The 18,847-nt window shown below is 72.4% G+C and carries 25 protein-coding genes and 1 pseudogene; 12 read left to right on the plus strand and 14 right to left on the minus strand.

The window, feature by feature from the left end; genetic code table 11:
* A pseudogene (locus VNT59_RS04555) lies at positions 1-234 on the plus strand (hypothetical protein); the annotation flags it as partial.
* Between the two features lie 25 nt (positions 235-259).
* Positions 260-970, plus strand: coding sequence for a phosphoserine phosphatase SerB (gene serB / locus VNT59_RS04560; protein WP_325497071.1), 711 nt, complete (start codon positions 260-262; stop codon positions 968-970).
* Between the two features lie 27 nt (positions 971-997).
* On the opposite strand, the gene VNT59_RS04565 is transcribed toward serB, so the two are convergent.
* Positions 998-2,254: an MFS transporter gene (locus VNT59_RS04565; RefSeq protein ID WP_325497073.1), complete on the minus strand. Its 1,257-nt coding sequence runs from the start codon at positions 2,252-2,254 to the stop codon at positions 998-1,000.
* Positions 2,255-2,379: 125 nt separating this feature from the next.
* Here VNT59_RS04565 and VNT59_RS04570 point away from each other — a divergent pair, with 125 nt between their 5' ends.
* Positions 2,380-3,507 carry an ABC transporter substrate-binding protein gene (locus tag VNT59_RS04570; RefSeq protein ID WP_325497075.1) on the plus strand — a complete coding sequence of 376 codons (1,128 nt, stop codon included), beginning with the start codon at positions 2,380-2,382 and terminating at the stop codon, positions 3,505-3,507.
* A 9-nt stretch (positions 3,508-3,516) separates the two neighbouring features.
* On the opposite strand, the gene VNT59_RS04575 is transcribed toward VNT59_RS04570, so the two are convergent.
* Positions 3,517-3,855 (minus strand): hypothetical protein, encoded by a 339-nt coding sequence (locus VNT59_RS04575; protein WP_325497077.1) that lies wholly within the window; start codon positions 3,853-3,855, stop codon positions 3,517-3,519.
* 54 nt (positions 3,856-3,909) lie between these two features.
* Positions 3,910-4,350, minus strand: coding sequence for a signal peptide prediction (locus tag VNT59_RS04580; RefSeq protein WP_325497079.1), 441 nt, complete (start codon positions 4,348-4,350; stop codon positions 3,910-3,912).
* A gap of 160 nt (positions 4,351-4,510) precedes the next feature.
* Here VNT59_RS04580 and VNT59_RS04585 point away from each other — a divergent pair, with 160 nt between their 5' ends.
* Positions 4,511-4,954, plus strand: a complete 444-nt coding sequence (locus VNT59_RS04585; RefSeq protein ID WP_325497081.1) for a hypothetical protein — start codon at positions 4,511-4,513, stop codon at positions 4,952-4,954.
* A gap of 114 nt (positions 4,955-5,068) precedes the next feature.
* The gene (locus VNT59_RS04590) at positions 5,069-5,695 is read left to right on the plus strand and encodes a CDP-alcohol phosphatidyltransferase family protein (RefSeq protein WP_325497083.1); all 627 of its coding nucleotides are present in this window, start codon (positions 5,069-5,071) and stop codon (positions 5,693-5,695) included.
* Positions 5,696-5,701: 6 nt separating this feature from the next.
* Here VNT59_RS04590 and VNT59_RS04595 read toward each other — a convergent pair whose 3' ends face one another.
* The 3 genes from VNT59_RS04595 to VNT59_RS04605 are packed head-to-tail and all read right to left on the minus strand — an operon-like array spanning position 5,702 to position 6,611.
* Positions 5,702-5,959: a DUF5985 family protein gene (locus VNT59_RS04595; RefSeq protein ID WP_325497085.1), complete on the minus strand. Its 258-nt coding sequence runs from the start codon at positions 5,957-5,959 to the stop codon at positions 5,702-5,704.
* A gap of 2 nt (positions 5,960-5,961) precedes the next feature.
* Positions 5,962-6,225, minus strand: coding sequence for a DUF5985 family protein (locus VNT59_RS04600; protein ID WP_325497087.1), 264 nt, complete (start codon positions 6,223-6,225; stop codon positions 5,962-5,964).
* Positions 6,222-6,611: a hypothetical protein gene (locus tag VNT59_RS04605; protein ID WP_325497089.1), complete on the minus strand. Its 390-nt coding sequence runs from the start codon at positions 6,609-6,611 to the stop codon at positions 6,222-6,224. The genes VNT59_RS04600 and VNT59_RS04605 overlap by 4 nt, the downstream gene beginning before the upstream one ends.
* A 58-nt stretch (positions 6,612-6,669) precedes the next feature.
* Here VNT59_RS04605 and thpR point away from each other — a divergent pair, with 58 nt between their 5' ends.
* Positions 6,670-7,197, plus strand: a complete 528-nt coding sequence (thpR, locus tag VNT59_RS04610) for an RNA 2',3'-cyclic phosphodiesterase (RefSeq protein ID WP_325497091.1) — start codon at positions 6,670-6,672, stop codon at positions 7,195-7,197.
* Here thpR and trxC read toward each other — a convergent pair.
* Both trxC and VNT59_RS04620 read right to left on the minus strand, forming a co-directional pair.
* On the minus strand, positions 7,190-7,642 hold the full coding sequence (trxC, locus tag VNT59_RS04615; RefSeq protein ID WP_325497093.1) for a thioredoxin TrxC: 453 nt from the start codon (positions 7,640-7,642) through the stop codon (positions 7,190-7,192). The two genes, thpR and trxC, sit on opposite strands and share 8 nt — an antisense overlap.
* Positions 7,643-7,652: 10 nt before the next feature.
* Complete coding sequence (locus tag VNT59_RS04620) at positions 7,653-7,967, minus strand: hypothetical protein (protein WP_325497095.1); 315 nt, start codon at positions 7,965-7,967, stop codon at positions 7,653-7,655.
* 228 nt (positions 7,968-8,195) lie between these two features.
* On the opposite strand from VNT59_RS04620, the gene VNT59_RS04625 reads away from it, so the two are divergent.
* Positions 8,196-9,464 carry a YbfB/YjiJ family MFS transporter gene (locus tag VNT59_RS04625; RefSeq protein WP_325497097.1) on the plus strand — a complete coding sequence of 423 codons (1,269 nt, stop codon included), beginning with the start codon at positions 8,196-8,198 and terminating at the stop codon, positions 9,462-9,464.
* Here VNT59_RS04625 and VNT59_RS04630 read toward each other — a convergent pair.
* The 3 genes from VNT59_RS04630 to VNT59_RS04640 all read right to left on the minus strand — a co-directional run bounded on the left by VNT59_RS04630 (position 9,421) and on the right by VNT59_RS04640 (position 11,953).
* Positions 9,421-10,209, minus strand: a complete 789-nt coding sequence (locus VNT59_RS04630) for a M23 family metallopeptidase (RefSeq protein ID WP_325497099.1) — start codon at positions 10,207-10,209, stop codon at positions 9,421-9,423. The genes VNT59_RS04625 and VNT59_RS04630 overlap by 44 nt on opposite strands.
* 2 nt (positions 10,210-10,211) lie before the next feature.
* Positions 10,212-11,291, minus strand: coding sequence for a L,D-transpeptidase (locus VNT59_RS04635; protein WP_325497101.1), 1,080 nt, complete (start codon positions 11,289-11,291; stop codon positions 10,212-10,214).
* A 110-nt stretch (positions 11,292-11,401) separates the two neighbouring features.
* Positions 11,402-11,953 (minus strand): hemerythrin domain-containing protein, encoded by a 552-nt coding sequence (locus VNT59_RS04640; protein ID WP_325497103.1) that lies wholly within the window; start codon positions 11,951-11,953, stop codon positions 11,402-11,404.
* Positions 11,954-12,104: 151 nt separating this feature from the next.
* On the opposite strand from VNT59_RS04640, the gene VNT59_RS04645 reads away from it, so the two are divergent.
* On the plus strand, positions 12,105-12,545 hold the full coding sequence (locus tag VNT59_RS04645; RefSeq protein WP_325497105.1) for a universal stress protein: 441 nt from the start codon (positions 12,105-12,107) through the stop codon (positions 12,543-12,545).
* Positions 12,546-12,578: 33 nt separating this feature from the next.
* On the plus strand, positions 12,579-12,863 hold the full coding sequence (locus tag VNT59_RS04650) for a DUF4389 domain-containing protein (RefSeq protein ID WP_325497107.1): 285 nt from the start codon (positions 12,579-12,581) through the stop codon (positions 12,861-12,863).
* Here VNT59_RS04650 and VNT59_RS04655 read toward each other — a convergent pair.
* Positions 12,835-14,070 (minus strand): MFS transporter, encoded by a 1,236-nt coding sequence (locus VNT59_RS04655; protein WP_325497109.1) that lies wholly within the window; start codon positions 14,068-14,070, stop codon positions 12,835-12,837. The two genes, VNT59_RS04650 and VNT59_RS04655, sit on opposite strands and share 29 nt — an antisense overlap.
* A 60-nt stretch (positions 14,071-14,130) precedes the next feature.
* Between VNT59_RS04655 and VNT59_RS04660 the strand changes: the two genes are divergently transcribed.
* From VNT59_RS04660 to VNT59_RS04670, 3 genes are all read left to right on the plus strand, one after another.
* Positions 14,131-15,129, plus strand: a complete 999-nt coding sequence (locus tag VNT59_RS04660; RefSeq protein ID WP_325497111.1) for an LLM class flavin-dependent oxidoreductase — start codon at positions 14,131-14,133, stop codon at positions 15,127-15,129.
* Positions 15,130-15,139: 10 nt separating this feature from the next.
* Entirely contained in the window at positions 15,140-16,384 is a 1,245-nt protein-coding gene (locus VNT59_RS04665) for an MFS transporter (protein WP_325497113.1), read from the plus strand.
* A 97-nt stretch (positions 16,385-16,481) separates the two neighbouring features.
* A complete protein-coding gene (locus VNT59_RS04670; protein ID WP_325497115.1) occupies positions 16,482-17,384 on the plus strand; it encodes a dienelactone hydrolase family protein in 903 nt (300 codons plus the stop codon).
* 21 nt (positions 17,385-17,405) lie between these two features.
* Here the strand turns inward: VNT59_RS04670 and VNT59_RS04675 are convergent, their stop codons facing one another.
* Together VNT59_RS04675 and VNT59_RS04680 are read right to left on the minus strand one after the other, a co-directional pair.
* The gene (locus VNT59_RS04675; protein ID WP_325497117.1) at positions 17,406-17,780 is read right to left on the minus strand and encodes a YXWGXW repeat-containing protein; all 375 of its coding nucleotides are present in this window, start codon (positions 17,778-17,780) and stop codon (positions 17,406-17,408) included.
* A gap of 152 nt (positions 17,781-17,932) precedes the next feature.
* The gene (locus VNT59_RS04680) at positions 17,933-18,640 is read right to left on the minus strand and encodes an XRE family transcriptional regulator (protein WP_325497119.1); all 708 of its coding nucleotides are present in this window, start codon (positions 18,638-18,640) and stop codon (positions 17,933-17,935) included.
* Positions 18,641-18,847 lie beyond the last annotated feature (207 nt).

Raw genomic sequence — 18,847 nt, forward strand, 5'->3', positions numbered from 1 at the left:
TACCTGCTGGGCCGCGCGTTCCTCGGCTCGGTGCTGTCGCTGTTCGCGGCGAGCCTGCTACGGCAGTGGAGCGGGCACGCGCTGCCCGGGGTCGGCACGAACCTGTCCGCCGTCGCGCACTGGCTCACCGCCTGGGGCGACGGTTTCGTGACCGGCATGCTGTGCTCGATCTTCGTCGCCTACCGGCCCCGCTGGCTCGCCACCTGGTCGGACGCCCTGTCCCTCAATCGCTAACATCTCCGCACTGCGCCCCTTCCCCATGTCCTCCCTCGAATTCGCGCCCGGCCTCGTCGTCCAGGGCTTCACGCCGCCCCTCGCCCTCGCCGACTTCGGCCTGATCGCGTTCGACATGGACTCCACGCTGATCAACATCGAGTGCGTTGACGAGATCGCATCGGCCGCCGGCAAGAAGGCCGAGGTGGCGGCGATCACCGAGGCGGCCATGCGCGGCGAGATCGCCGACTACAAGGAAAGCCTGCGCCAGCGCGTCGCGCTGCTGCGAGGCGTCTCGGTGCAGCACCTGCAGCACGTCTACGACCAGCGGCTGCAGCTCAATCCCGGCGCCCAGCGGCTGGTGGCCGCCTGCAAGGCGGCGGGGCTGAAGGTGCTGCTGGTCTCCGGCGGTTTCACCTTCTTCACCGACCGGGTGCGCGACCGGCTCGGCATCGACTTCACCCGCTCGAACGTGCTCGAGATCGAGCACGGCGCGTTGACCGGCCGCATGGTCGACCAGCCCTGGGGCGACATCTGCGACGGCCAGGAGAAGCGGCGCATGCTGCTCCAGACGTGCCAGCAGCTGGGGATCTCGCCACGGCAGGCGATCGCCGTCGGCGACGGCGCCAACGACCTGCCGATGATGGGCGAGGCGGGCCTCTCGGTCGCCTACCACGCCAAGCCGAAGGTGCGCGAACAGGCGATGGTTGCCATCAACCAGGGGGGCCTGGATCGGCTGCTGGACGTGCTGCGCTGAGGTCTGGCGTGCGAGCCCGGGCGCCGGTCACGCCTGCGTGGCCGCGGCTGCCAGGCGCGGCCGCGCCAGCCGCGTCACGCGATACAGCAGGAACCCGGCGATCGCCAGGTTGAGCAGGTTCCAGCCGATGCCGTTGAGGAACGCCGCGCGATAGGAGCCGGTCCAGTCGAAGACCGCCCCGGACAGCCAGCCGCCCAGCGCCATGCCGAACAGCGTCGCCATCAGCACGGTGCCCACGCGCGCGCCGGCTTCGCGCGGCGAGAAGTGCTCGCGCACGATGAGCGCGTACGAAGGCACGATGCCGCCCTGGAACAGGCCGAACAGGCCGGAGACGACGTACAGCGACACCAGGCCGTTGAACGGCAGGAACAGCAGCAGCGCGATTCCCTGCAGCAGCGAGCCGAGCAGCAGCGTGCGCAAGCCGCCGATGCGGTCCGAGATCCAACCCGAGGCCAGCCGGCTGACCACGCCCAGGCCCAGCATCAGCGAAAGCATCTCGGCGCCGCGCGCCGCGCCGATTCCCAGGTCGCCGCAGTAGGCGACGATGTGCACCTGCGGCATCGACATGGCGACGCAGCAGGCCACCCCGGCCACGGCCAGCAGGATCTGCGCGGTGCCCGGCGCCAGCCCCATCGGCCGCTCCCCGCCCGGCACGGCGGCCGCGCCCGCCGGCGCGATCGGATGCAGCGGCGGCCGCCGCCGCAGCACCAGCGTCAGCGGCAGGATGGTGGCCACGCAGAACAACCCCATGCCGAGGTAGGTCTGGCGCCAGCCCACGCTGTCGATGAAGTGCTGCATCACCGGCGGCCAGACGGCGCCGGCGGCGTAGTTGCCGCTCATGCAGATGGCCAGGGCGATGCCGCGGCGCCGATCGAACCACTGCGAGGTGTCCGCGACCAGCGGCGCGAAGGTGGCGGAGGTGCCGAGCAGCCCGATCAGCAGGCCTTGCGCCGCGCAGAACACCCACAGGTTCGGCGCCAGTCCGGCGGCGGCGAAACCGGCCCCGAGGCCGACGGCGCCGAGGCCGACCGGCACCAGCACGCCGAACCGATCCGCCAGCCGCCCCATGAGGATGCCGCCGACGCCGAAACCGATCATCGTCAGCGTGTAGGGCAGCGAGGCGTCGGCTCGGGCGACGCCGAATTCGGCCTGGATGCGCGGCAGCACCACGGTCACCGAATACATGCCGGACCCGCCGATCGTCATCAGCAGCAGCGAGGTCGCCAACCGCAGCCACGCGTAGGGCGATTCGATGACGGCGGCGGCGGCGGGCGGCGCGGGCATCGGCCTATTGGACACGAGAAGCGCGAAAGACCGCCGCCGGCCGTTGCTTTTCCACATTCCCGGGCCCGCGGCCGCAGGCGCACGGATCAGCTTGCGGTATAACTGCGCGACTGGAGAAGAGCAGGATGAAAGCAGTGAACTGGATGGCCGGCCTGGCGCTGGCGGGCGCGGCAGCCGCGCTGGGCGTGGCGCACGCGGGCCAGATCCTCGTGGGCCAGGTCGGACCCATGTCCGGCATGGAAGCTTCGCAGGGCCGCGCCTACGCCGTCGGCATGCAGCTCGCATTCAGCGCCACCAATGCGGCGGGCGGCGTCGCCGGCAACACGTTCACTCTGGTGCGCAAGGACGACGGCGGACGGCCCGACGACACCATCGCCCTCACCCGGCAACTGCTCGCGGAAGAAAAGCCGATGGTGCTGGCCGGCTTCTTCGGCAGCCGCAACATCGCCGACCTGGTGAGCTCCGGCATCCTGGAAAAGGACAAGATCGCGCTGGTCGGCTACCGCACGGCGGAAATCCGCCCCGATTCGCCCTACCTCTTCAACGTGCGGGCCTCGCTGCGCGACGAGATCAACAAGCTGACCGAGCATCTCGCCACCATCGGGATCACTCGGTTGGGCCTGTTCTACGAAGACGGCCCCGGCGCCGCCGCGCTGCTGGCCGCCGCCGACGAGGCGGCCAAGAAGGCGAGCGCGACGATTCTGACCAAGGCCGGCTACGCCACCGGCACGGCCAAGGTGGATCCGGCGGTACGGGCCTTCATCGCCAGCAAGCCGCAGGCGATCCTGATGGTGTCCACCGGCGCCGCCGCCGGCGCCTTCATCGAGGGCTATCGCGCCGACGGCGGCAAGGCCCAGCTCTTCGCCCACTCCGGCGCCGACATCGAGCAGATGTCCAAGCGGCTGGCCGAGGAACAGATGCAGGGCGTGGCGATCGCGCAGGTGACGCCCAGCCCGTACAAGATCTCCAGCCGCCTCACCAAGGAATTCCTCGACCTGGTCGCCAAGCACGACAAGCTCGAAGTGCCGGTGAGCTACGCGATGATGGAAGGCTTCATCGCCGGCAAGGTGATCGTCGAAGCGGTGCGCCGCCAGAAGGGCAAGGCCACCCGCGAGGGCATGGTCGCCGCACTCGACGGCATGGACAACCTGAACCTGGGCGGTTACGTGGTCGGCTTCAAGCCCGGCATGCACACCGGCTCGCACTTCGTCGAGCTGTCGATCGTCAGCGGCGCCGGCAAGATCCGCCAGTAAGGCTGCGGCCTAGGCCTGCCACACGCCATAGCCGGCGCGCCGCAGCGCGATCGCCAGCTCCACTTCCATCGCGCGAGCCGTCTGGTACGGCATCGGGTTGTACCGTTCGTACAGCTGCGGCAGCAGCCGCAGCCCGTGGTCCCGCACGAAGCCGTTGGCCTTGATGCCGGCCTTGTGGCGGTCGAAGCGCAGGTCGGGGTCGAGCCCGGTCATGCCCACGTAGACGAAGGGCTTGCCCAGCCGCCAGTCGGGGTTGGCGCTGCGAAAGCGCGCCGAGTTCCACACCTGGTCGGCCAGTTCCACCACGTACACGTGGTAGTGCTCGCGCTGTCGCTGGCCTCGGGGCATGCGCCGATGCTACCCGGCGGCGGCCCCCGCTCGCGCGGGCGATGGTGGGCCAGCCTACGGTCGCGCCGCCCCCCGCGCGGCCTTGTCCCCGTCGGCCGCGCCGGTTCGCGCCGCCACCGCGTAGGCCTCCCGCTCGAACCGGTTGTCCAGATAGGGCCGGCGCCCGCGCAGCAGCTGCACGCCGCTGGAGGCCAGGTAGGCCGGCCCGAAGAGCAGCCCCCAGCGCTCGTACTGGCGCACGTGCACCTGTTCGTGGACCCGCGCCGCGTCGAGGGTGGCGGCGTCGGTCCCGAGGATGACGTGGCCGAGCGTGATCGCCGCGAAACGCAACCGTGGCGGCAGCCGCGCGGCCAGCGCGCCCAGGCGCCCGCCGCCGCATTCCAGCGTCCCGCCGCGCAGGCGCCACCAGCCGCCGCAGGCCACGACGCACCACGCCAGCACCAGCCCGAGCATCGAATAGCCCGCGGGCCACGCATATCGCCACCACCGTCTCATGCGTTCATGCACCCCCTGACCGGCCCGCCGGGCAAGTCGCGTTCCAGGCCCGCCCGGCCGCCAAGGCCCCATTCACAAGCCGGCGCCGCCGCACTAGCATCCGCAACCTTGCGGCCCATTTGCAGGCGGTCGCGGGGCAACGAACCAACAGGAGACAGACATGCAGCAACCCACCAGGATCGGCGGCATCGCCCGCTGGCACCTTCTCTTCGGCCTCACGTTCGCCGCGCTGGGCATGTTGCTCGGCATCTACATGGCGATCTCGCACAACCACGTCGAACGGCCGGCGCACGCGCACGTGATGCTGCTTGGTTTCGTGGTATCGACACTCTATGCGATCGTGTATCAGGTGTGGCTCAAGGCAACGCCCGTCCGGCTGGCGATGGTGCAGACCATCTGCCACCAGCTGGGCGCCCTGGTGCTGTCGCTGGGGCTGGTGCTGATGTTCGGCGGCGTGCTGCCCGAGGCCCAGCTGGAGCCGGTGCTGGCGGTCGGCGCGCTGTCGGCGCTCGCCGGTGTGCTACTGATGATCTTCCAGGTGCTGCGCGTCGCGCAGGAGCGCGACGCGCCCGCGGCCGAAGCCGTGCTGCCGGGCGCGGTCTGAGCATCCGGCCGCCTCCGCCGAATCGTCGGCGGGCACCGACAGGCCGAGGTGCCGGGGTCCGACGGCCGCCGGCCGCATCGGCATCTAATGTCAGCTCGACAAAGGATGAATGCCATGCAACGTGCCGCGCCCCGCCACTTCTCCATGCTGCGAGGCTTCCACCTCGCGGACTTCTTCACGCTCGGCAACGCGGCCTGCGGCGTGGGCGCCGTGTTCTTCGCGATGGCGTTCATGGCCAGCGAAGCGCTGTTCCACTTCTTCGCCGCGGCCGCGCTGGCGCCGGCCGCCTTCGCCTTCGACGTCCTCGACGGCCGCATCGCCCGCGCCCGCCACCAGCATTCGCCGCTGGGGCGCGAGCTCGATTCGCTCTCGGACGTGATCTCGTTCGGGGTGGCGCCGGCGGCGCTGGCGTTCGCCGCCGGGCTGCAGGGCGGCTGGGACGTCGCGGCGCTGATCTACTTCGTCTGCTGCGGCGTCAGCCGGCTGGCGCGCTACAACGTGACGGCCGAGCAGCTGTCCGGGGGCGGCGACAAGGTCAAGTACTTCGAAGGCACCCCGATTCCGACCAGCGTGGTGCTGACGGGGGTGCTGGCCTATGCAGCCTGGCAGGGCCGCATCGGCGACGCCCTCTACGGCGGCGCGTTCGACCTTGGCCCGTGGCAGCTGCATCCGCTGGCGCTGCTGTTCGTGCTGTCGGGCAGCCTGATGATCAGCAGCACGGTGCGCATTCCCAAGCTGTAGGCGCGGCTACGGCCGGCGCCGGTTCTTCTGCCAGATGGCCAGCACGATCAGGCCGTAGGCCATCACCCGCACCGAGTAGAAGAGCGGGTTGTCCTCGCTCACGTGGGCCAGCAGGCCCAGCGCGACGCGGTTGAGCCCCTCGAGCGCGAACGAGAGGGCGAAGTACAGGAAGAAGCGGTCGCCCGTGTTGCGCCAGAAGCGCAGAAAGAACAGCCCGGCCAGCAGCGAGGAGACGGCGATGGCGCCCGACAGCATCTGGTTCATCGTCACTCCTCTTCCCAGATCAGACCGAACAACAGCAGCAGCACGGCGACCAGCGCGGTGACCAGCCGCCAGGTCGACAGGTCCACCTCGGTCGGGAACACCAGCTTGTCCAGCACCAGCAGGATGTTGTTGATGGTCAGCCCGGCGAAGCACAACGCGCTCCACAGCAGCAGGCGGGTGCGGGTGGCGCTCCAGGCGCGCAGCAGCAGGGCGAACGCAGCCAGACAGGTGATCGCGCACAGGGAATAGATGAGCACGGCCATCATGCGTCCTTTCTCCAACGGAACGCGTCCGCAAACTGCTGAGCCCGCCGGTCGACGCGGGAATGGATGAGGTCCGTGACCTGCACGAGGTTGGCCGAATAGGCGCCGGCGACGGCGTCGAGCATGGCCGCCAGCTCCGGCGAGGCCGGGCGGTAGAGGAACACGTCGGGCGCGCCCGGCTCGGTCCGGGCGATGCCGGCGCCGGCAAGCGCCTGCAGCAGCTGCGCCGCCACCGGCTCGGCCAGGTACAGCCGCCGGGCCACGGCCGGGATGGGCCAGGCCGTGTCCGGCTCGGCCCGCAGCAGGAGGATCGCCTCCAGATAGGGCACCGACGGAACGCTGGTCAGGATGAAGCGCCTGACATCGTCCGGCAGGTCCTTCTTGTTCATGGTGCGGCGCATTCTAGAGAAGTCGAACGGTCCAGCTGAGCCACGGCACAATCGTGCGATGCCAGCCAGCCCGAGTCCGTCGCCATCGGTGCGCCTGTTCCTGGCCGTCTGGCCCGATCCGGCCAGCCGCGCCGCGCTGGCGGACTGGCAGCGGTCGTGGCGCTGGCCGCCGGGCGCGGCGCTGGTGCCGTCCGAGCGGCTGCACCTGACGCTGCATTTCCTCGGCAACGTGCCGGTGGCGCGCGTGCCTCAGCTGGTCGCTGCCCTTCGCCTGCCGTTCGTGCCGTTCGAGTTGCGCTTCGCGCGCGTGCAGCTCTGGCCGGGCGGCCTGGCCGTGGTGCGCATGCAAAGCACGCCGGACGAACTGCTGGCTCTGCACGCGCGGCTGGCGGGCGCGCTGCGCGCTCTGGATCTGGAGGTGGACACTCGCCCCTACCGGGCGCACGTGACGCTCGCGCGCAAGGCGGCCGGCGCGGCGCCGGCCCAGCCCGCGCCTGAGCACACCTGGCACGCCAGCCAGGGCTACGCGCTGGTGCGTTCGCTGCCCAACGGCGCCGGCTACGAGGTGCTGGAACGCTTCAGCTGAACGCCGTCGCACCCAGGTGCGACTTGGCCCAGCGCACGATGTCGGCCGCCCCCATCGCACCCGGCTGCCGCGCGACTTCGCGGCCGCCGACGAACAGCGCCAGCGTCGGGATGCTGCGGATCTGGAAGCGCGCCGCGAGCGTCGGGGCTTCCTCGGTGTTCACCTTGGCCAGCCGCGCCTGCGGTTCGAGCTGGGCGGCCGCCTGCTCGAACGCGGGCGCCATCTGCCGGCACGGGCCGCACCACGGCGCCCAGAAGTCGACCAGCACCGGGATCTGGTTGCGCTGGATGTGGCGGTCGAAGGCGGCTTCGTCGAGCGCCGCCGAGCGTCCGCCGAACAGGGCCCGGTGGCACTGCCCGCAGCCGGGGGCCTTGGCCAGGTCGTCCTGCCGCACCCGGTTGGTGGTGTGACAGTGCGGACACACGATGTGCAGCGGCTCGCTCATCGCCGGCCCCTCACGCCGCGCGGCGCGCAGCCTCGATCGCCGCGCGCGCGGCCAGCTCGGCAGCCAGGGCCGGGTCGAGCGCCGACCGGCACAGGCCGGCGTGGGTGTAGTTCAGGTTCTCGTACAGCTCGGCGACCGACGGAAAGGTGTCCAGCACCGCGTCGAGTCCGGCGTCGTGCGGCGTGGAGGCGAGCTCGGCCGACACGCGGGCCACGACGGAGCGGAACTGCTCGGGGTCGACCGGCTGGGTGCTGCGCTCCAGCCGCTCCAGCACCCGGGCGAGCATGACCAGGGTCGTGTTGACGGAGACGGGAGAAGTATTCATGCCTGGCACCTGGGGTTGCGGCGGCCGAATGCAAGGCCCGCGGCCGGGCGCAGGACCATGGGCTCAGGCCGAACGGCGCAGGCGTGCCGCCGAGTTCCGACACTTCGTTGCGGCCACCCGGATCGCCTCGACGAAGGCCGCTCCCCGAGCCGGCTCGGCCGTGGGCAAGTACGATGCAGGGCCGCGCACCGATGCCATCGACGCCGACCGCGCCCGCCCTTCCTCCGCATGCACCACCCAGCCAGCGCCCTCCGGATCGCCTTCGCCGGCATGTTGTCGCTCGCGGTGGCGATGGGCATCGGCCGCTTCGCCTTCACGCCGCTGCTGCCGCTGATGCTGGCGGAGGGAGCGGTCGACCTGGCGGGGGCCAGTTGGCTCGCCAGCGCCAACTACCTCGGCTACCTGGTCGGCGCCCTGCTGTGCACCTTCCAGCCGTGGATCTGGCGGCGCGTCCGGTGGCTGCCGCCGCTGCGCAGCGCAGCGGTGCTGCGCGCCGGCCTGGCCGCCACCGGCCTGCTGACGGCGGCCATGGCGTGGCCGCTGCCCGCGCTGTGGCCGGCGCTGCGGTTCGCCGCCGGCGTCGCCAGCGCCTTCGTCTTCGTGTTCACCTCCGGCTGGTGCCTGATGCAGCTCGCGCACCGCCACGCGCCGGCCCTCGGCGGGCTGATGTACGCCGGCCCCGGCGGCGGCATCGTGGTGAGCGGGCTGGCCGCCGGCGCGATGGTGCAGTGGGGCCAGTCGGCGGCGGCCGGCTGGACCGGCTTCGGCCTGCTGGCGGCCGTGCTGAGCGCGCTGGTCTGGCCGGTGTTCGGGGAGGCGCCGGCCGAGCCCGCCGGTCGCGGCAGCGCGCCGGCCGCTGGGCCGGCCCGCGCACCCGAGCCCGGCGCGGGGTGGCCCGAGCTGGCGCTGCTCACCCTCGCCTACGGCCTGGCCGGTTTCGGCTACATCATCAGCGCCACCTTCCTGCCGGTGATCGCGCGGCAGGCCATGCCTGGGTCGCCGTGGCTCGACCTGTTCTGGCCGATCTTCGGCGGCGGCGTCGTCGCGGGGGCGCTGCTGGCCACCCGACTCACGCTGCAGGGCGACCTGCGGCTGCTGCTCGCCGCCTGCTACGCGGTACAGGCCCTCGGGATCGTGGTCGGCCTGCACTGGCCGACGGTCGCCGGCTTCGCGCTCGGCAGCGCGCTGCTGGGGCTGCCCTTCACCACCATCACCTTCTTCGCGATGCAGGAGGCGCGTCGGCTGCGGCCGGCCGCGGGCCACAGCTTCATGGGGCTGCTCACCGTGCTGTACGGCATCGGCCAGATCGCCGGTCCGCTGGTTGCCGCGGCGATCCTGGCACGCAGCGCGACCCCGCGGCAGGGCTTCGACGCCAGCCTGGAAGTCGCGGCCGCCGTGCTGGTCGCGGGCGCGCTGCTGTACGTCGTGCTCGCGCGCCGCTGGCCGATGGCGGTCAGCCCGCGGGGCGCGCCTGCCGCAGGGCCGGGTAGGGATTGACGGCGTCGCCTTCCCACCACCGCCGCTCGGGTCCGAGCCGGAATACGGCGAAGTGCAGGTGCGGCGTCCGGCCCGCGTTGCCGCTGGTGCCGACGTACCCGATCAGGTCCCCGCGCCGCACGCTCATGCCCTCCTTCAGGCCCTCGGCATACCGGTCCAGGTGCGCGTAGTAGTACGCCAGCCGGCCGGCCGGATCGAACTGGTAGACCGTGAGACCGCCCGGCTTGCTGGTGAACAGCTTGGCCACCTGGCCGTCGTCGACGGCGAACACCCGGGTGCCCTGCGGCGCCAGGATGTCGATCGCTTCGTGCCGGTGCCCGGGCCGTCCTTCGTCGAACATGTCGTTGAGGGCGCTTGCCGGGACGCCTTCGACCGGCAGCACCAGCGGCCGCGCCGCCAGCAGCGCTGCACCGTCGCCGCCGCCGGCGCCGGGTGCCGGCGCGGGACCGCTGCGCTGCTCCGCCTTCGCCACGGTCTCGGGCATCGTCGGCGTCGGCACCGGTGCCACCGCGGGAGCACCGGCCGCCGATGCTTGCGCCGCGGCAGCGGGTGCCGGCGCAGCAGGCGCGGCTGCGGGGCCTGGCGGTCCGCCCAGCACCCGCGTCGCCGCAGCCGGCCGCTCGGCGGCCTGCCGGCCGCTCATGACCACGGTGTTCTCCTCGCGCCAGCAGCCGGCAGCCAGCAGCGCCAAACCGCAAGCTGCCGCCAGGGCGCCGCGCCGCAGGACGTCGGAGCGCCGGCCCATGCTCAGCCCTCCACGTCGACTGGCACGCCCGGCTTGATCAGGTCGGCCAGGCGCAAGACGTCCCAGTTGGTGAGCCGCACGCAGCCGTTGGTCTGCACGCGCGACATCTGGCCCGGCTCGCTGGTGCCGTGGATGCCCCAGTGCGGCTTGCTCAGGCCCAGCCAGGCCAGGCCCACGGGATTGTTGGGGCCGGCCGGCAGCTGCGTCTTCACGTCGGTCGGCTTGGCGGTGCGCAGCAACTGCGGGTCGTACGTGAATTGCGGGTTCTTCACTTCGCTGGTGATCTGCAGCCGCCCCACCGGCAGCGGATCGCTCGCGCCGCCGATGCTCACCGGGAAGCTCGCCAGCAGCCGGTCGCCCTCACCGATGGCCGAGAGCGTGAGCCGCTTCTTGTCGATGCGCAGCAGCGTCACCGGCGTGGCGAGCGGGGCGGGCTGGGTGTCGGCGACGACGACCGCGGCGCCGGCCTGCAGCGGCCGGCCGCGATTGAGTTCGGCCAGCAGCTTCGGGCTCATGTGGAAGCGCTCGCCGAGCGCTTCCTCGAGCGACTGGTAGCCCAGCGCCGGCAGCTTGCCCTGCTCCATCGGGTCGGCAGGGAGTCTGGCATATGGCCCGGCCACGTCCTGCGGCGTGAGCGCATAGCTGGAAAACACCGGGCGCTGCCCCTGCTGCAGCGCGGCCCAGGTGGCGGCATCGATGCGGCCGGTGGCCGCCAGGCCGCGCGAGCGCTGGAAGCCCGCCGCCGCCTTGGCCATGTTGCTGCCGAAGTGGCCGTCGATTTCGCCCGGCGAGAACCAGTTGCGATCGAGCAGCACCTGGGCCCGCACCACGGCCGCGCCGCGGGCACCGGCGGCCAGCAGAGGCGTCGACCGGTCGCCGTTGAGTTGCTCCAGCTGCGCCGCCGCCTCCGGCGACGCAGGCGCGGCGACCTGGCTGGACGACGCAGGCGCGGCGGCTTGGCTGGACGACGCAGGCGCGCTCGCCGGGGGCTGGGCCCACAGCGGCGCGGCCGCCAACGCGAGCACGAGGACGGCGCCCCGGGCTGCGCAGGTGCGCGGGCCGGTGGCGGGTTGGGATGGCACGGGGGGAAAGCAAGTCATGCTCCACCGTAGCGTGGCGCCGCCGCCGACCCTGTCGGCTGGCGCCGACGGTCGCGGTCGGCACGTTCCGATCGGGCGCCCGGGCCGGCGCCTCAGATGTGGCCGACCGGTTGCGGCAGGTGCCGCAGGTGCAGTGCCAGGCCTAGCGCCGCGAGGTGGTTGCCGTCGCGCTCGAGGACCTGCTGCGCCAGCGGCAGGAACTGCTGCTCCTCGAAGTTCGCGTGCTGCAGGTAGCCGCGCACCAGGTGGTGCAGCAAGCCGCTGTCGATCCCGGTGCCGCGCCCATGCGCGACCGCGGCAACCGACGGCTCGAGCCGCTTCCACAAGCCTTCGAGGGCACGGTGCTCGGAAGTGAGCCGCTGCACCAGCGCGTCGACACGGTCGCGCTCGGCACCGGCCGCGGCGCTGCGCAGCACCGCCGGAAAGAGGTCCTTCTCCTCCTGCGCATGGTGCTCGAACACGGCGTCGCGAAACAGCGCCAGCGCGCCGTTGGCCACTGCACGGGCGCGCTGCGCCGCCGTGACGAGTTCGGGCAGGCCCGCGAGCGCCTCGAGCTGCGAGGTGATGCCGTCATGGCACTGCGAGAAGTTGGCGAGCGGCGCCTGCGGGTCGACCGGCTGCTGGCCCGGCGTGGAAGCGTGCATGGTGGGTCTCCGCGGTTGGCGCAGCAGGCGCTGCGGGGCGAATCCACTGTAGGGGGCCGCATGTGCCGCCCGCTTGACGCATGTCAACCGCGACCCGCCACCCGTGAACCACGATCAGGTTGGCACACCTGCCCAATTGACAAGGCCAACCATGTTCAAGCACATCCTGCTCGGTACCGACGGATCGGCCGCCTCCGAGCACGCCGCCAGCCTGGCTGTCGACCTGGCGCGCAGCCACGGCGCCAAGCTCACGGCGCTCTACGTCGTCGACCCCTATCCCTACCTGGGCGTCGGCGAGACCAACCCCATGGGCTTCCAGGCCTACATGGCGGCCGCCCAGCAGCACGCCGCCGAGGCGCACGCCAAGGTCGCGCAGCTCTGCCGGCAAGCCGACCCCCCGGTCGCGCTCGAGGTGCGGCTGGTCGAGGACGTCACCGCGATGCGCGGCATCGTCGACATGGCCCAGGAGGAAAAGGCCGACCTGGTGGTGGTCGGCTCGCACGGCCGCACCGGCATCAGCCGCTTGATGCTGGGCAGCGTGGCGGCGCAGGTGGTCGCCCATTCGCCCGTCCCGGTGCTCGTGGTGCGCTGACACGCCCTGACCGACGCGGCCCCGGAGCCTGCGATGAACGACACGACCAGCCTGCCCGGCACGCCGCCGCGCAAGCTGTGGCTGCGGGCGTTGCAGATGGTGCTGATGTGCGTGGCCTTCCAGATCGCCGCCTGGGTGCTCGTCGTCACCGCCCTGGTGCAGCTGGTGGTGGCGGCTGCGACCGGCGGCCCGCACGAGCGGTTGCGCGCGTTCGGCGCCGCCCTGGGCCGCTACCTCGGGCAGATCGCCGGCTTCGTCAGCTTCGGCAGCGACCAGCTGCCCTTCCCCTTCAGCGACTGGCCGGCGGCGGCGCCGTAGCCACCGGGCCGGCCGTCCCCCGCACCAGCGGGCGCAGCATCCACAGTCCCAGCAGCGGCCCGGCCGCCAGTCCCGGCAGGATCCAGGCCAGGGGCCAGAAGTGCGCGGCGCGGACGAACACCTCGATGCTGACCACCGAGATCGCGAAGCCGATGCAGTTGGCGAAGGTCAGCACGCTGCCGACCACCGCCGGCGGCGCGTTCTGCGCCGTCAGGGTGGAAAACTGCGGCGAGTCGCCGACCACCGTCGTCCCCCACAGCAGCAACCAGCCCAGGAACAGCGGCCAGGGCGCGGCCGTCATCAGCGGCGCCGCCAAACAGCACGCGGCGCTGGTGGCGAGCTGGAAGTTCGCGACGCCGGCGCTGCCGAAGCGGCGCACCAGCAGCCCACCCACGACACAGCCGGCCGCGCCGGCGGCGATGGTCCAGAACGACACCGCGCTGGCGGCCGTCCCGGCCACCCGGCCGGCCACGATCAGCGGCACCAGCACGTAGAAGGCGTACAGCTCCCACATGTGGCCGAAATAGCCGAACACCGAGGCCCGCAGCCGGCGGTCGGACCAGATCGTCGCCAGGGCGCGCGGCGTGATGGGCACACCCGGCGGCGCCTGGGGGCTGGCCGGGACCAGCCACGCGGTGGCGAGGCCGCCGGCCGCCGCCAGGCAGGAGACCGCCAGGACCACCAGCTGCCACGGCGCCAGCCCGGCCGGCAGCGGCGTCGCCGGCGTTTCGGGTCCGGCCAGGGCGCGCAGCCCGTGCGGCAGGGCCGTTCCGAGCACCAGCGCGCCGATCAGCACCCCCATCACCGCGCCCAGCCGCTGCCGGTACCAGCTGGCGGCGATCTTCATGCCCACCGGGTAGATCCCGGCCAGGGCGAAGCCGACCGCGAAGCGCAGCAGCACCAGCCGCTCGAAGGCGCCGCCGGTCGCGAGCATCAAGGCGTTGAGCACGGCCCCCACCAGCGCGCAGGCCAGGAAGACCCGCTGCGGCCGGAAGCGGTCCGCCAGCATCAGCAGCGCGAACACCAGCGTTCCGGCGACGAACCCCAGCTGCACGGCGGCCGTCAGGCTGCCGACGGCGCCGGCCGGCAGCCGCCAGGCACGCTCGAGGTCGGGCATGACGGCATTCACCGCGAACCAGAGCGAGGTGCCGGCGAACTGGGACAGCACGATCACCGGCAGGACGCGGCGGGGAACGGCTATGCTCATCGACCCAGCATACCGGAGCGCGGTCCCGCCCGCCGGGGGCGCCGGCCCACCTGCACCACGATGATCCCCTTCTCCGTCCTCGATCTCTCGCCCATCACCGAAGGCGGCGATGCGGCGCAGTCGTTCCGCCAGTCGCTCGAGCTCGCGCAGCACGCCGAACGCTGGGGCTACCGGCGCTTCTGGCTGGCCGAGCACCACGGCATGCCGGGCATCGCCAGCGCGGCCACCGCCGTGCTGATCGGGCATGTCGCCGGCGGCACCAGCACGATCCGCGTCGGCGCCGGCGGCATCATGCTGCCCAACCACTCGCCGCTGGTGATCGCCGAGCAGTTCGGCACGCTCGAGTCGCTATACCCGTGCCGGATCGACCTGGGCGTGGGCCGCGCGCCGGGCTCGGACCAGATGACCGCGCGCGCCTTGCGGCGCAACCTCACCAGCGACCCCGACGAGTTTCCGCGCGACGTCGTGGAGCTGATGGACCTGCTGTCGGAGCAGCCGCGGCAGCGGGTGCGCGCGGTGCCCGGCACCGGCAGCAAGGTCCCGGTGTGGATCCTCGGCTCCAGCCTGTTCGGCGCCCAGCTCGCGGCGATGCTGGGACTGCCCTACGCCTTCGCCTCGCACTTCGCGCCGCAGCAGCTGATGGAAGCGATCGCCGTCTATCGCGAGACCTTCAAGCCGTCGCCGCATCTGGCCCGGCCGTACGTGATGCTGGGGTACAACGTCTTTGCCGCCGACAGCGACGAGCAAGCGCGGGTGCTGGCGACGTCCGCCCAGCAGGCGATCGTGAACCTGCGCAGCGGCCGCCCCGGCCGGCTGCCGCCGCCGCGTCCCGGCTATCGCGAACAGGCCGGGCCCGCCGAACGCGCGATCCTCGACAGCGTGCAGGCCTGCGCCGCGATCGGCTCGCCCGACACCGTGCTCGCCGCGCTGCGGGCGTTCCTCGAGCGCACCGGCGCCGACGAACTGATGATCGCCTGCCAGATGTTCGACCACCGCGCGCGGCTGCGGTCCTACGAGATCGCGGCGCAGGTGCGCGAGCGGCTGGCCCCGGCCGCCTGACGGGCCAGTCATGGACGCCGCCCGCGAGCCCCGCGCCGCGTCCGGTGCGCCTGCCGGCCGCGGCCTGTGGGTGATGCTGCTGGCGCTGACCACCGGCTTCGCCCTGAGCCAGGCGTATCGGACCGTCGCCGCCATGATGGCCACCCAGCTGCAGCAGGAGTTCGCGCTGTCGGCGCAGCAGCTCGGCATGTTCGCCGCGATGTTCCACTTTTCCTTCGGCGCCCCGCAGTTGCTGATGGGCATCGGCATCGACCTGTACGGGGTGCGGCGCACGGTGCTGGCGGCCTTTCCGCTGACGATCGCGGGCGCGCTGCTCAGCGCCTTCGCCCCGAACTACCCGCTGGCGGTGCTCGGCCAGGCACTGACCGGCATCGGCTGCGCGCCGGCCTTTCTGGTGTGCACCGTGTTCATCGCGCGCCGCTTTCCCCCCGCCCGGTTCGCTTCGGTGTCCGGCCTGGTGCTCGGAATGGGCGGCGTCGGCCTGCTGGTCACCGGCACCCCGCTGGCCTGGGTGGTGCAGGCCGGGTCGTGGCGCACCGGCTTCCTGGTGCTGGCCGGCGGCTCGGCCGCTGCCTGGCTGGTGATCTTCGCGCTGGTGCGCGAGCCAGCGCCGGTTCGCACCGCGCCGTCGGCGCCGATCGGGGCCGCCCTGCGCGAGGCGGCGGCGCTCATGGCGATCCCGCACACGCTGGGCATCGTGGCGCTGGCGGCCGTCACCTACGCCTCGTTCATCGCGCTGCGCGGCCTGTGGCTCGGGCCGATGCTGATCGAGCGTTTCGGGTTTTCGCTGCTGCAGACCGGCAACGTGGCGCTGGCGGTGTCCGTCACTTCGCTGCTGGGACCACCGGTGTTCGGCCACCGGGACACGGCGCCGGCCTCCAGGCGCCGCCGCATCGTCGCCTTCAGCCTGCTGCTGGCGGCCCTGTTCGCCCTGCTCGCTGTGCTGCAGCACGCCGCGAGTGCGGTCGCACTGACGATCGCGATCGGGTTTCTCACCGGCTTCATCGTCTGGCAATACGCGGACGTTCGCACCGCCTATTCCGAAGCACTGACCGGACGGGCGATGGCGGTGTTCACCATGGCCATGTTCCTCGGGGTCGCCGTGATGCAGTGGATCACCGGCCTGGTGGCGAGCGCCGCCCAGGCCGCCCGGACCGATCCCTACACGGCCGTGCTGCTGGCGATCGCCGCGCTGCTGGTGCTCGGCGCCCTGGCGTTCCGCACGCTGCCGGCGCCGCCCGCCACGCGCCGCTGACACCGGCACCCGACCGCGGCATGCGGGCACCGGCGCCCGGCCGGCAGCTTGACCGCCGCCGGCGTATGCTGCGCCCTTCTTCCGGAAGGAGCGCCGCATGCCGCCACGCCTGACTGCCCAGGACTTCGACCAGGAACTGCTGATCCTGTTCGACGCCTACGTCCACGGCAACCTGGACCGCCGCGGCTTCCTCGCCAAGGCGCGGCGGTTCGCCAAGGCCGGTGTCACGGCGGCCGGCCTGCTGGCGGCGCTCAGCCCCGACTTCGCGGCCGGCCAACAGGTGGCGCCGACCGATGCGCGGCTGCAGACCCAATGGGCCGGCTACCCCTCACCCCAGGGCAACACGACGACCAGGGGTTACCTCGTGCGGCCGGTCCGGGCCGGCGCCCGCCGGCTGCCGGCGATCCCGGTGATCCACGAGAACCGGGGCCTGAATCCGCACATCGAGGACATCGCCCGCCGGCTGGCGCTGCATGGCTTCATGGCGTTCGCGCCCGATGCGCTGGCGCCGCTGGGCGGCTATCCGGGCGACGAGGACAAGGCGCGCGCCGCGTTCGCGACGCTGGACCAGGGCAAGGCCTACGCCGACTTCCTGGCCGCCGCGCGCTGGCTGGACGCGCGGCCCGACAGCACCGGCCGGCTGGGGGCGGTGGGCTTTTGCTACGGCGGCGGCATCGTGCACCGGCTGGCCACCGACCTGCCGGAATTGAACGCCGCCGTTCCGTTCTACGGCAACACCCCGGCGCCGGAACAGGCGGCACGCGTCAAGGCGCCGCTGCTGGTGCAGCTGGCGGCCGTCGACGAGCGCATCAATGCGGCCTGGCCGGCCTACGAAGCCGCGCTGCGGGCCGCCGGCGTCAGGCACACGGCGTACCAGTACCCGGGGACCCAGCACGGCTTCAACAACGACACGACCCCGCGCTACGACGCGGCCGCCGCGAAGCTGGCCTGGGACCGCACCATTGCGTTCTTCGAGGCCAACCTCGGCGCCGGCGGCTGACGCCAGCCGCCGGCGCGCGCGTCAGCTGCGGTTCGGGTTGTTCGGGCGCCGGTCGAAACGGTTCGGCACGCCGTCACCGTCGCGGTCCCGCCCGCGCGCCCAGTGGCCCGCCACCAGTTCCCAGCGGCCGTCGCGCTCGACCCAGCGATCCGGCACCCAGTGCATGCCGCGGCGCGCGCCGACCCAGTGGCCGCGCACCCAGACGTACTCGCCGTGGCGGTAGGCCCAGTGGCCCGGCGCCCATTCCTTGCCGTGCCGCGCCCGCGGCATCTGCTCCTCGCGCGGCGGCGGTGGCGGCTGCGTGATGACGATGGCCCGCTGCTGCGCCGAAGCGATCAGGGGCGCGGCGCCGAACGACGAGGCGACCAGCGCTGCGACCAGAATCTTCTTGAACATGTTGATCTCCCGGATGCGTTGAGCCTTCGGTTCGAAGGCCGACAGGAATCCAGGGTCGCGCCGGCGCGGCCGCGCTTGCGTAGGACAACGGCGGCGCCGCGGGCCGGAACGGTTCCGCGCGCGGCGTGGGCGGCGCGCGCACCTGGCGCAGGTCACGCTGCGCGGGCGACCGCCGGCGTGCCGGCACGCGCTCGCCGGCGCGGCGCCGGGGGCGCCGGCTCGCCCTCGCGCGCCTGCCGCATCATGTTGCTCTCGCTCGTGATCACGCCGACCACCTTGGCCAGTCGCCGGCCGACGCTGACGTAGGCGTGGCCCACGCGGCTGTCGAAGTACAGCGAGTCGCCGCGCCGCAGCTGCATCACCTGCCCGCTCTCGAAGTGCACGTCGATGCTGCCGGACAGCACGTAGACGAATTCCTCGCCCGGGTGCCGCGCGAAGTCCTCCGGCCCCTCGACGCGGCGCGCGTGCACGGTGCCCAGGATCGGACTCATCTGCTTGCCCGCCGCGGCGGTGCCGAGGAATTCGTAGGAGAAGGCGACGCCGCGGTAGACGACGCCCTTGCCGGCGCGCGTGAGCACGGGACCGGCGAACGGCGTCGCCGGCACGCCGGCTTCGGCGAACATCGAGCCCATGTCCATGCGCAGCGCGCGCCCGAGGGCGGAGAACTTTTCGTAGCTGAGGGCCAGCTGGCCGCGCTCGGCGCGCGAGATCGTGGTGATCGAAACGCCGGACAGTTCGGCCAGGTGCGCCAGGGTCCAGCCGTAGTGCTTGCGCGCCGCGCGCAGGCGCTTGCCGAACGTGCCGCGGTCCAGCGTGTTGGGCACGCCGGCCGCCGCCGGACTGTTCTTCTGTGCTGCCAAGGCCGTTCCTTTGGGCGCTCGTGGGTCGATGGCCCGGCGCGGCGCCGGACCGGGATTGCACATTCGCCGATTCGCTCAAACGCAAATGTGCGCCGCGCAAGCCTACCGCCTGCCCGGGCGCCGCGTCAATCGAATTTGCGGATGCGCAAATTTGTCGCTACACTGCCGCGTTTTCGACAGCTTCCGGGCCCGCCGCGCGACCCACCA

This window comes from Ramlibacter sp. (assembly GCF_035554825.1).
In the GTDB taxonomy this organism is placed as follows: domain Bacteria; phylum Pseudomonadota; class Gammaproteobacteria; order Burkholderiales; family Burkholderiaceae_C; genus Ramlibacter.

Bases quoted from the DNA above. Each gene is read 5' to 3' on its own strand.
- VNT59_RS04580 (WP_325497079.1), bottom strand. From the start codon at position 4,350: ATGAGACGGTGGTGGCGATATGCGTGGCCCGCGGGCTATTCGATGCTC.
- thpR (WP_325497091.1), top strand. From the start codon at position 6,670: ATGCCAGCCAGCCCGAGTCCGTCGCCATCGGTGCGCCTGTTCCTGGCC.
- VNT59_RS04600 (WP_325497087.1), bottom strand. From the start codon at position 6,225: ATGATGGCCGTGCTCATCTATTCCCTGTGCGCGATCACCTGTCTGGCT.
- VNT59_RS04625 (WP_325497097.1), top strand. From the start codon at position 8,196: ATGCACCACCCAGCCAGCGCCCTCCGGATCGCCTTCGCCGGCATGTTG.
- VNT59_RS04660 (WP_325497111.1), top strand. From the start codon at position 14,131: ATGATCCCCTTCTCCGTCCTCGATCTCTCGCCCATCACCGAAGGCGGC.
- VNT59_RS04575 (WP_325497077.1), bottom strand. From the start codon at position 3,855: ATGCCCCGAGGCCAGCGACAGCGCGAGCACTACCACGTGTACGTGGTG.
- VNT59_RS04565 (WP_325497073.1), bottom strand. From the start codon at position 2,254: ATGCCCGCGCCGCCCGCCGCCGCCGCCGTCATCGAATCGCCCTACGCG.
- VNT59_RS04670 (WP_325497115.1), top strand. From the start codon at position 16,482: ATGCCGCCACGCCTGACTGCCCAGGACTTCGACCAGGAACTGCTGATC.
- VNT59_RS04605 (WP_325497089.1), bottom strand. From the start codon at position 6,611: ATGAACAAGAAGGACCTGCCGGACGATGTCAGGCGCTTCATCCTGACC.
- VNT59_RS04630 (WP_325497099.1), bottom strand. From the start codon at position 10,209: ATGGGCCGGCGCTCCGACGTCCTGCGGCGCGGCGCCCTGGCGGCAGCT.
- VNT59_RS04655 (WP_325497109.1), bottom strand. From the start codon at position 14,070: ATGAGCATAGCCGTTCCCCGCCGCGTCCTGCCGGTGATCGTGCTGTCC.
- VNT59_RS04675 (WP_325497117.1), bottom strand. From the start codon at position 17,780: ATGTTCAAGAAGATTCTGGTCGCAGCGCTGGTCGCCTCGTCGTTCGGC.
- VNT59_RS04585 (WP_325497081.1), top strand. From the start codon at position 4,511: ATGCAGCAACCCACCAGGATCGGCGGCATCGCCCGCTGGCACCTTCTC.
- serB (WP_325497071.1), top strand. From the start codon at position 260: ATGTCCTCCCTCGAATTCGCGCCCGGCCTCGTCGTCCAGGGCTTCACG.
- VNT59_RS04650 (WP_325497107.1), top strand. From the start codon at position 12,579: ATGAACGACACGACCAGCCTGCCCGGCACGCCGCCGCGCAAGCTGTGG.
- trxC (WP_325497093.1), bottom strand. From the start codon at position 7,642: ATGAGCGAGCCGCTGCACATCGTGTGTCCGCACTGTCACACCACCAAC.
- VNT59_RS04570 (WP_325497075.1), top strand. From the start codon at position 2,380: ATGAAAGCAGTGAACTGGATGGCCGGCCTGGCGCTGGCGGGCGCGGCA.
- VNT59_RS04640 (WP_325497103.1), bottom strand. From the start codon at position 11,953: ATGCACGCTTCCACGCCGGGCCAGCAGCCGGTCGACCCGCAGGCGCCG.
- VNT59_RS04645 (WP_325497105.1), top strand. From the start codon at position 12,105: ATGTTCAAGCACATCCTGCTCGGTACCGACGGATCGGCCGCCTCCGAG.
- VNT59_RS04595 (WP_325497085.1), bottom strand. From the start codon at position 5,959: ATGAACCAGATGCTGTCGGGCGCCATCGCCGTCTCCTCGCTGCTGGCC.
- VNT59_RS04665 (WP_325497113.1), top strand. From the start codon at position 15,140: ATGGACGCCGCCCGCGAGCCCCGCGCCGCGTCCGGTGCGCCTGCCGGC.
- VNT59_RS04590 (WP_325497083.1), top strand. From the start codon at position 5,069: ATGCAACGTGCCGCGCCCCGCCACTTCTCCATGCTGCGAGGCTTCCAC.
- VNT59_RS04620 (WP_325497095.1), bottom strand. From the start codon at position 7,967: ATGAATACTTCTCCCGTCTCCGTCAACACGACCCTGGTCATGCTCGCC.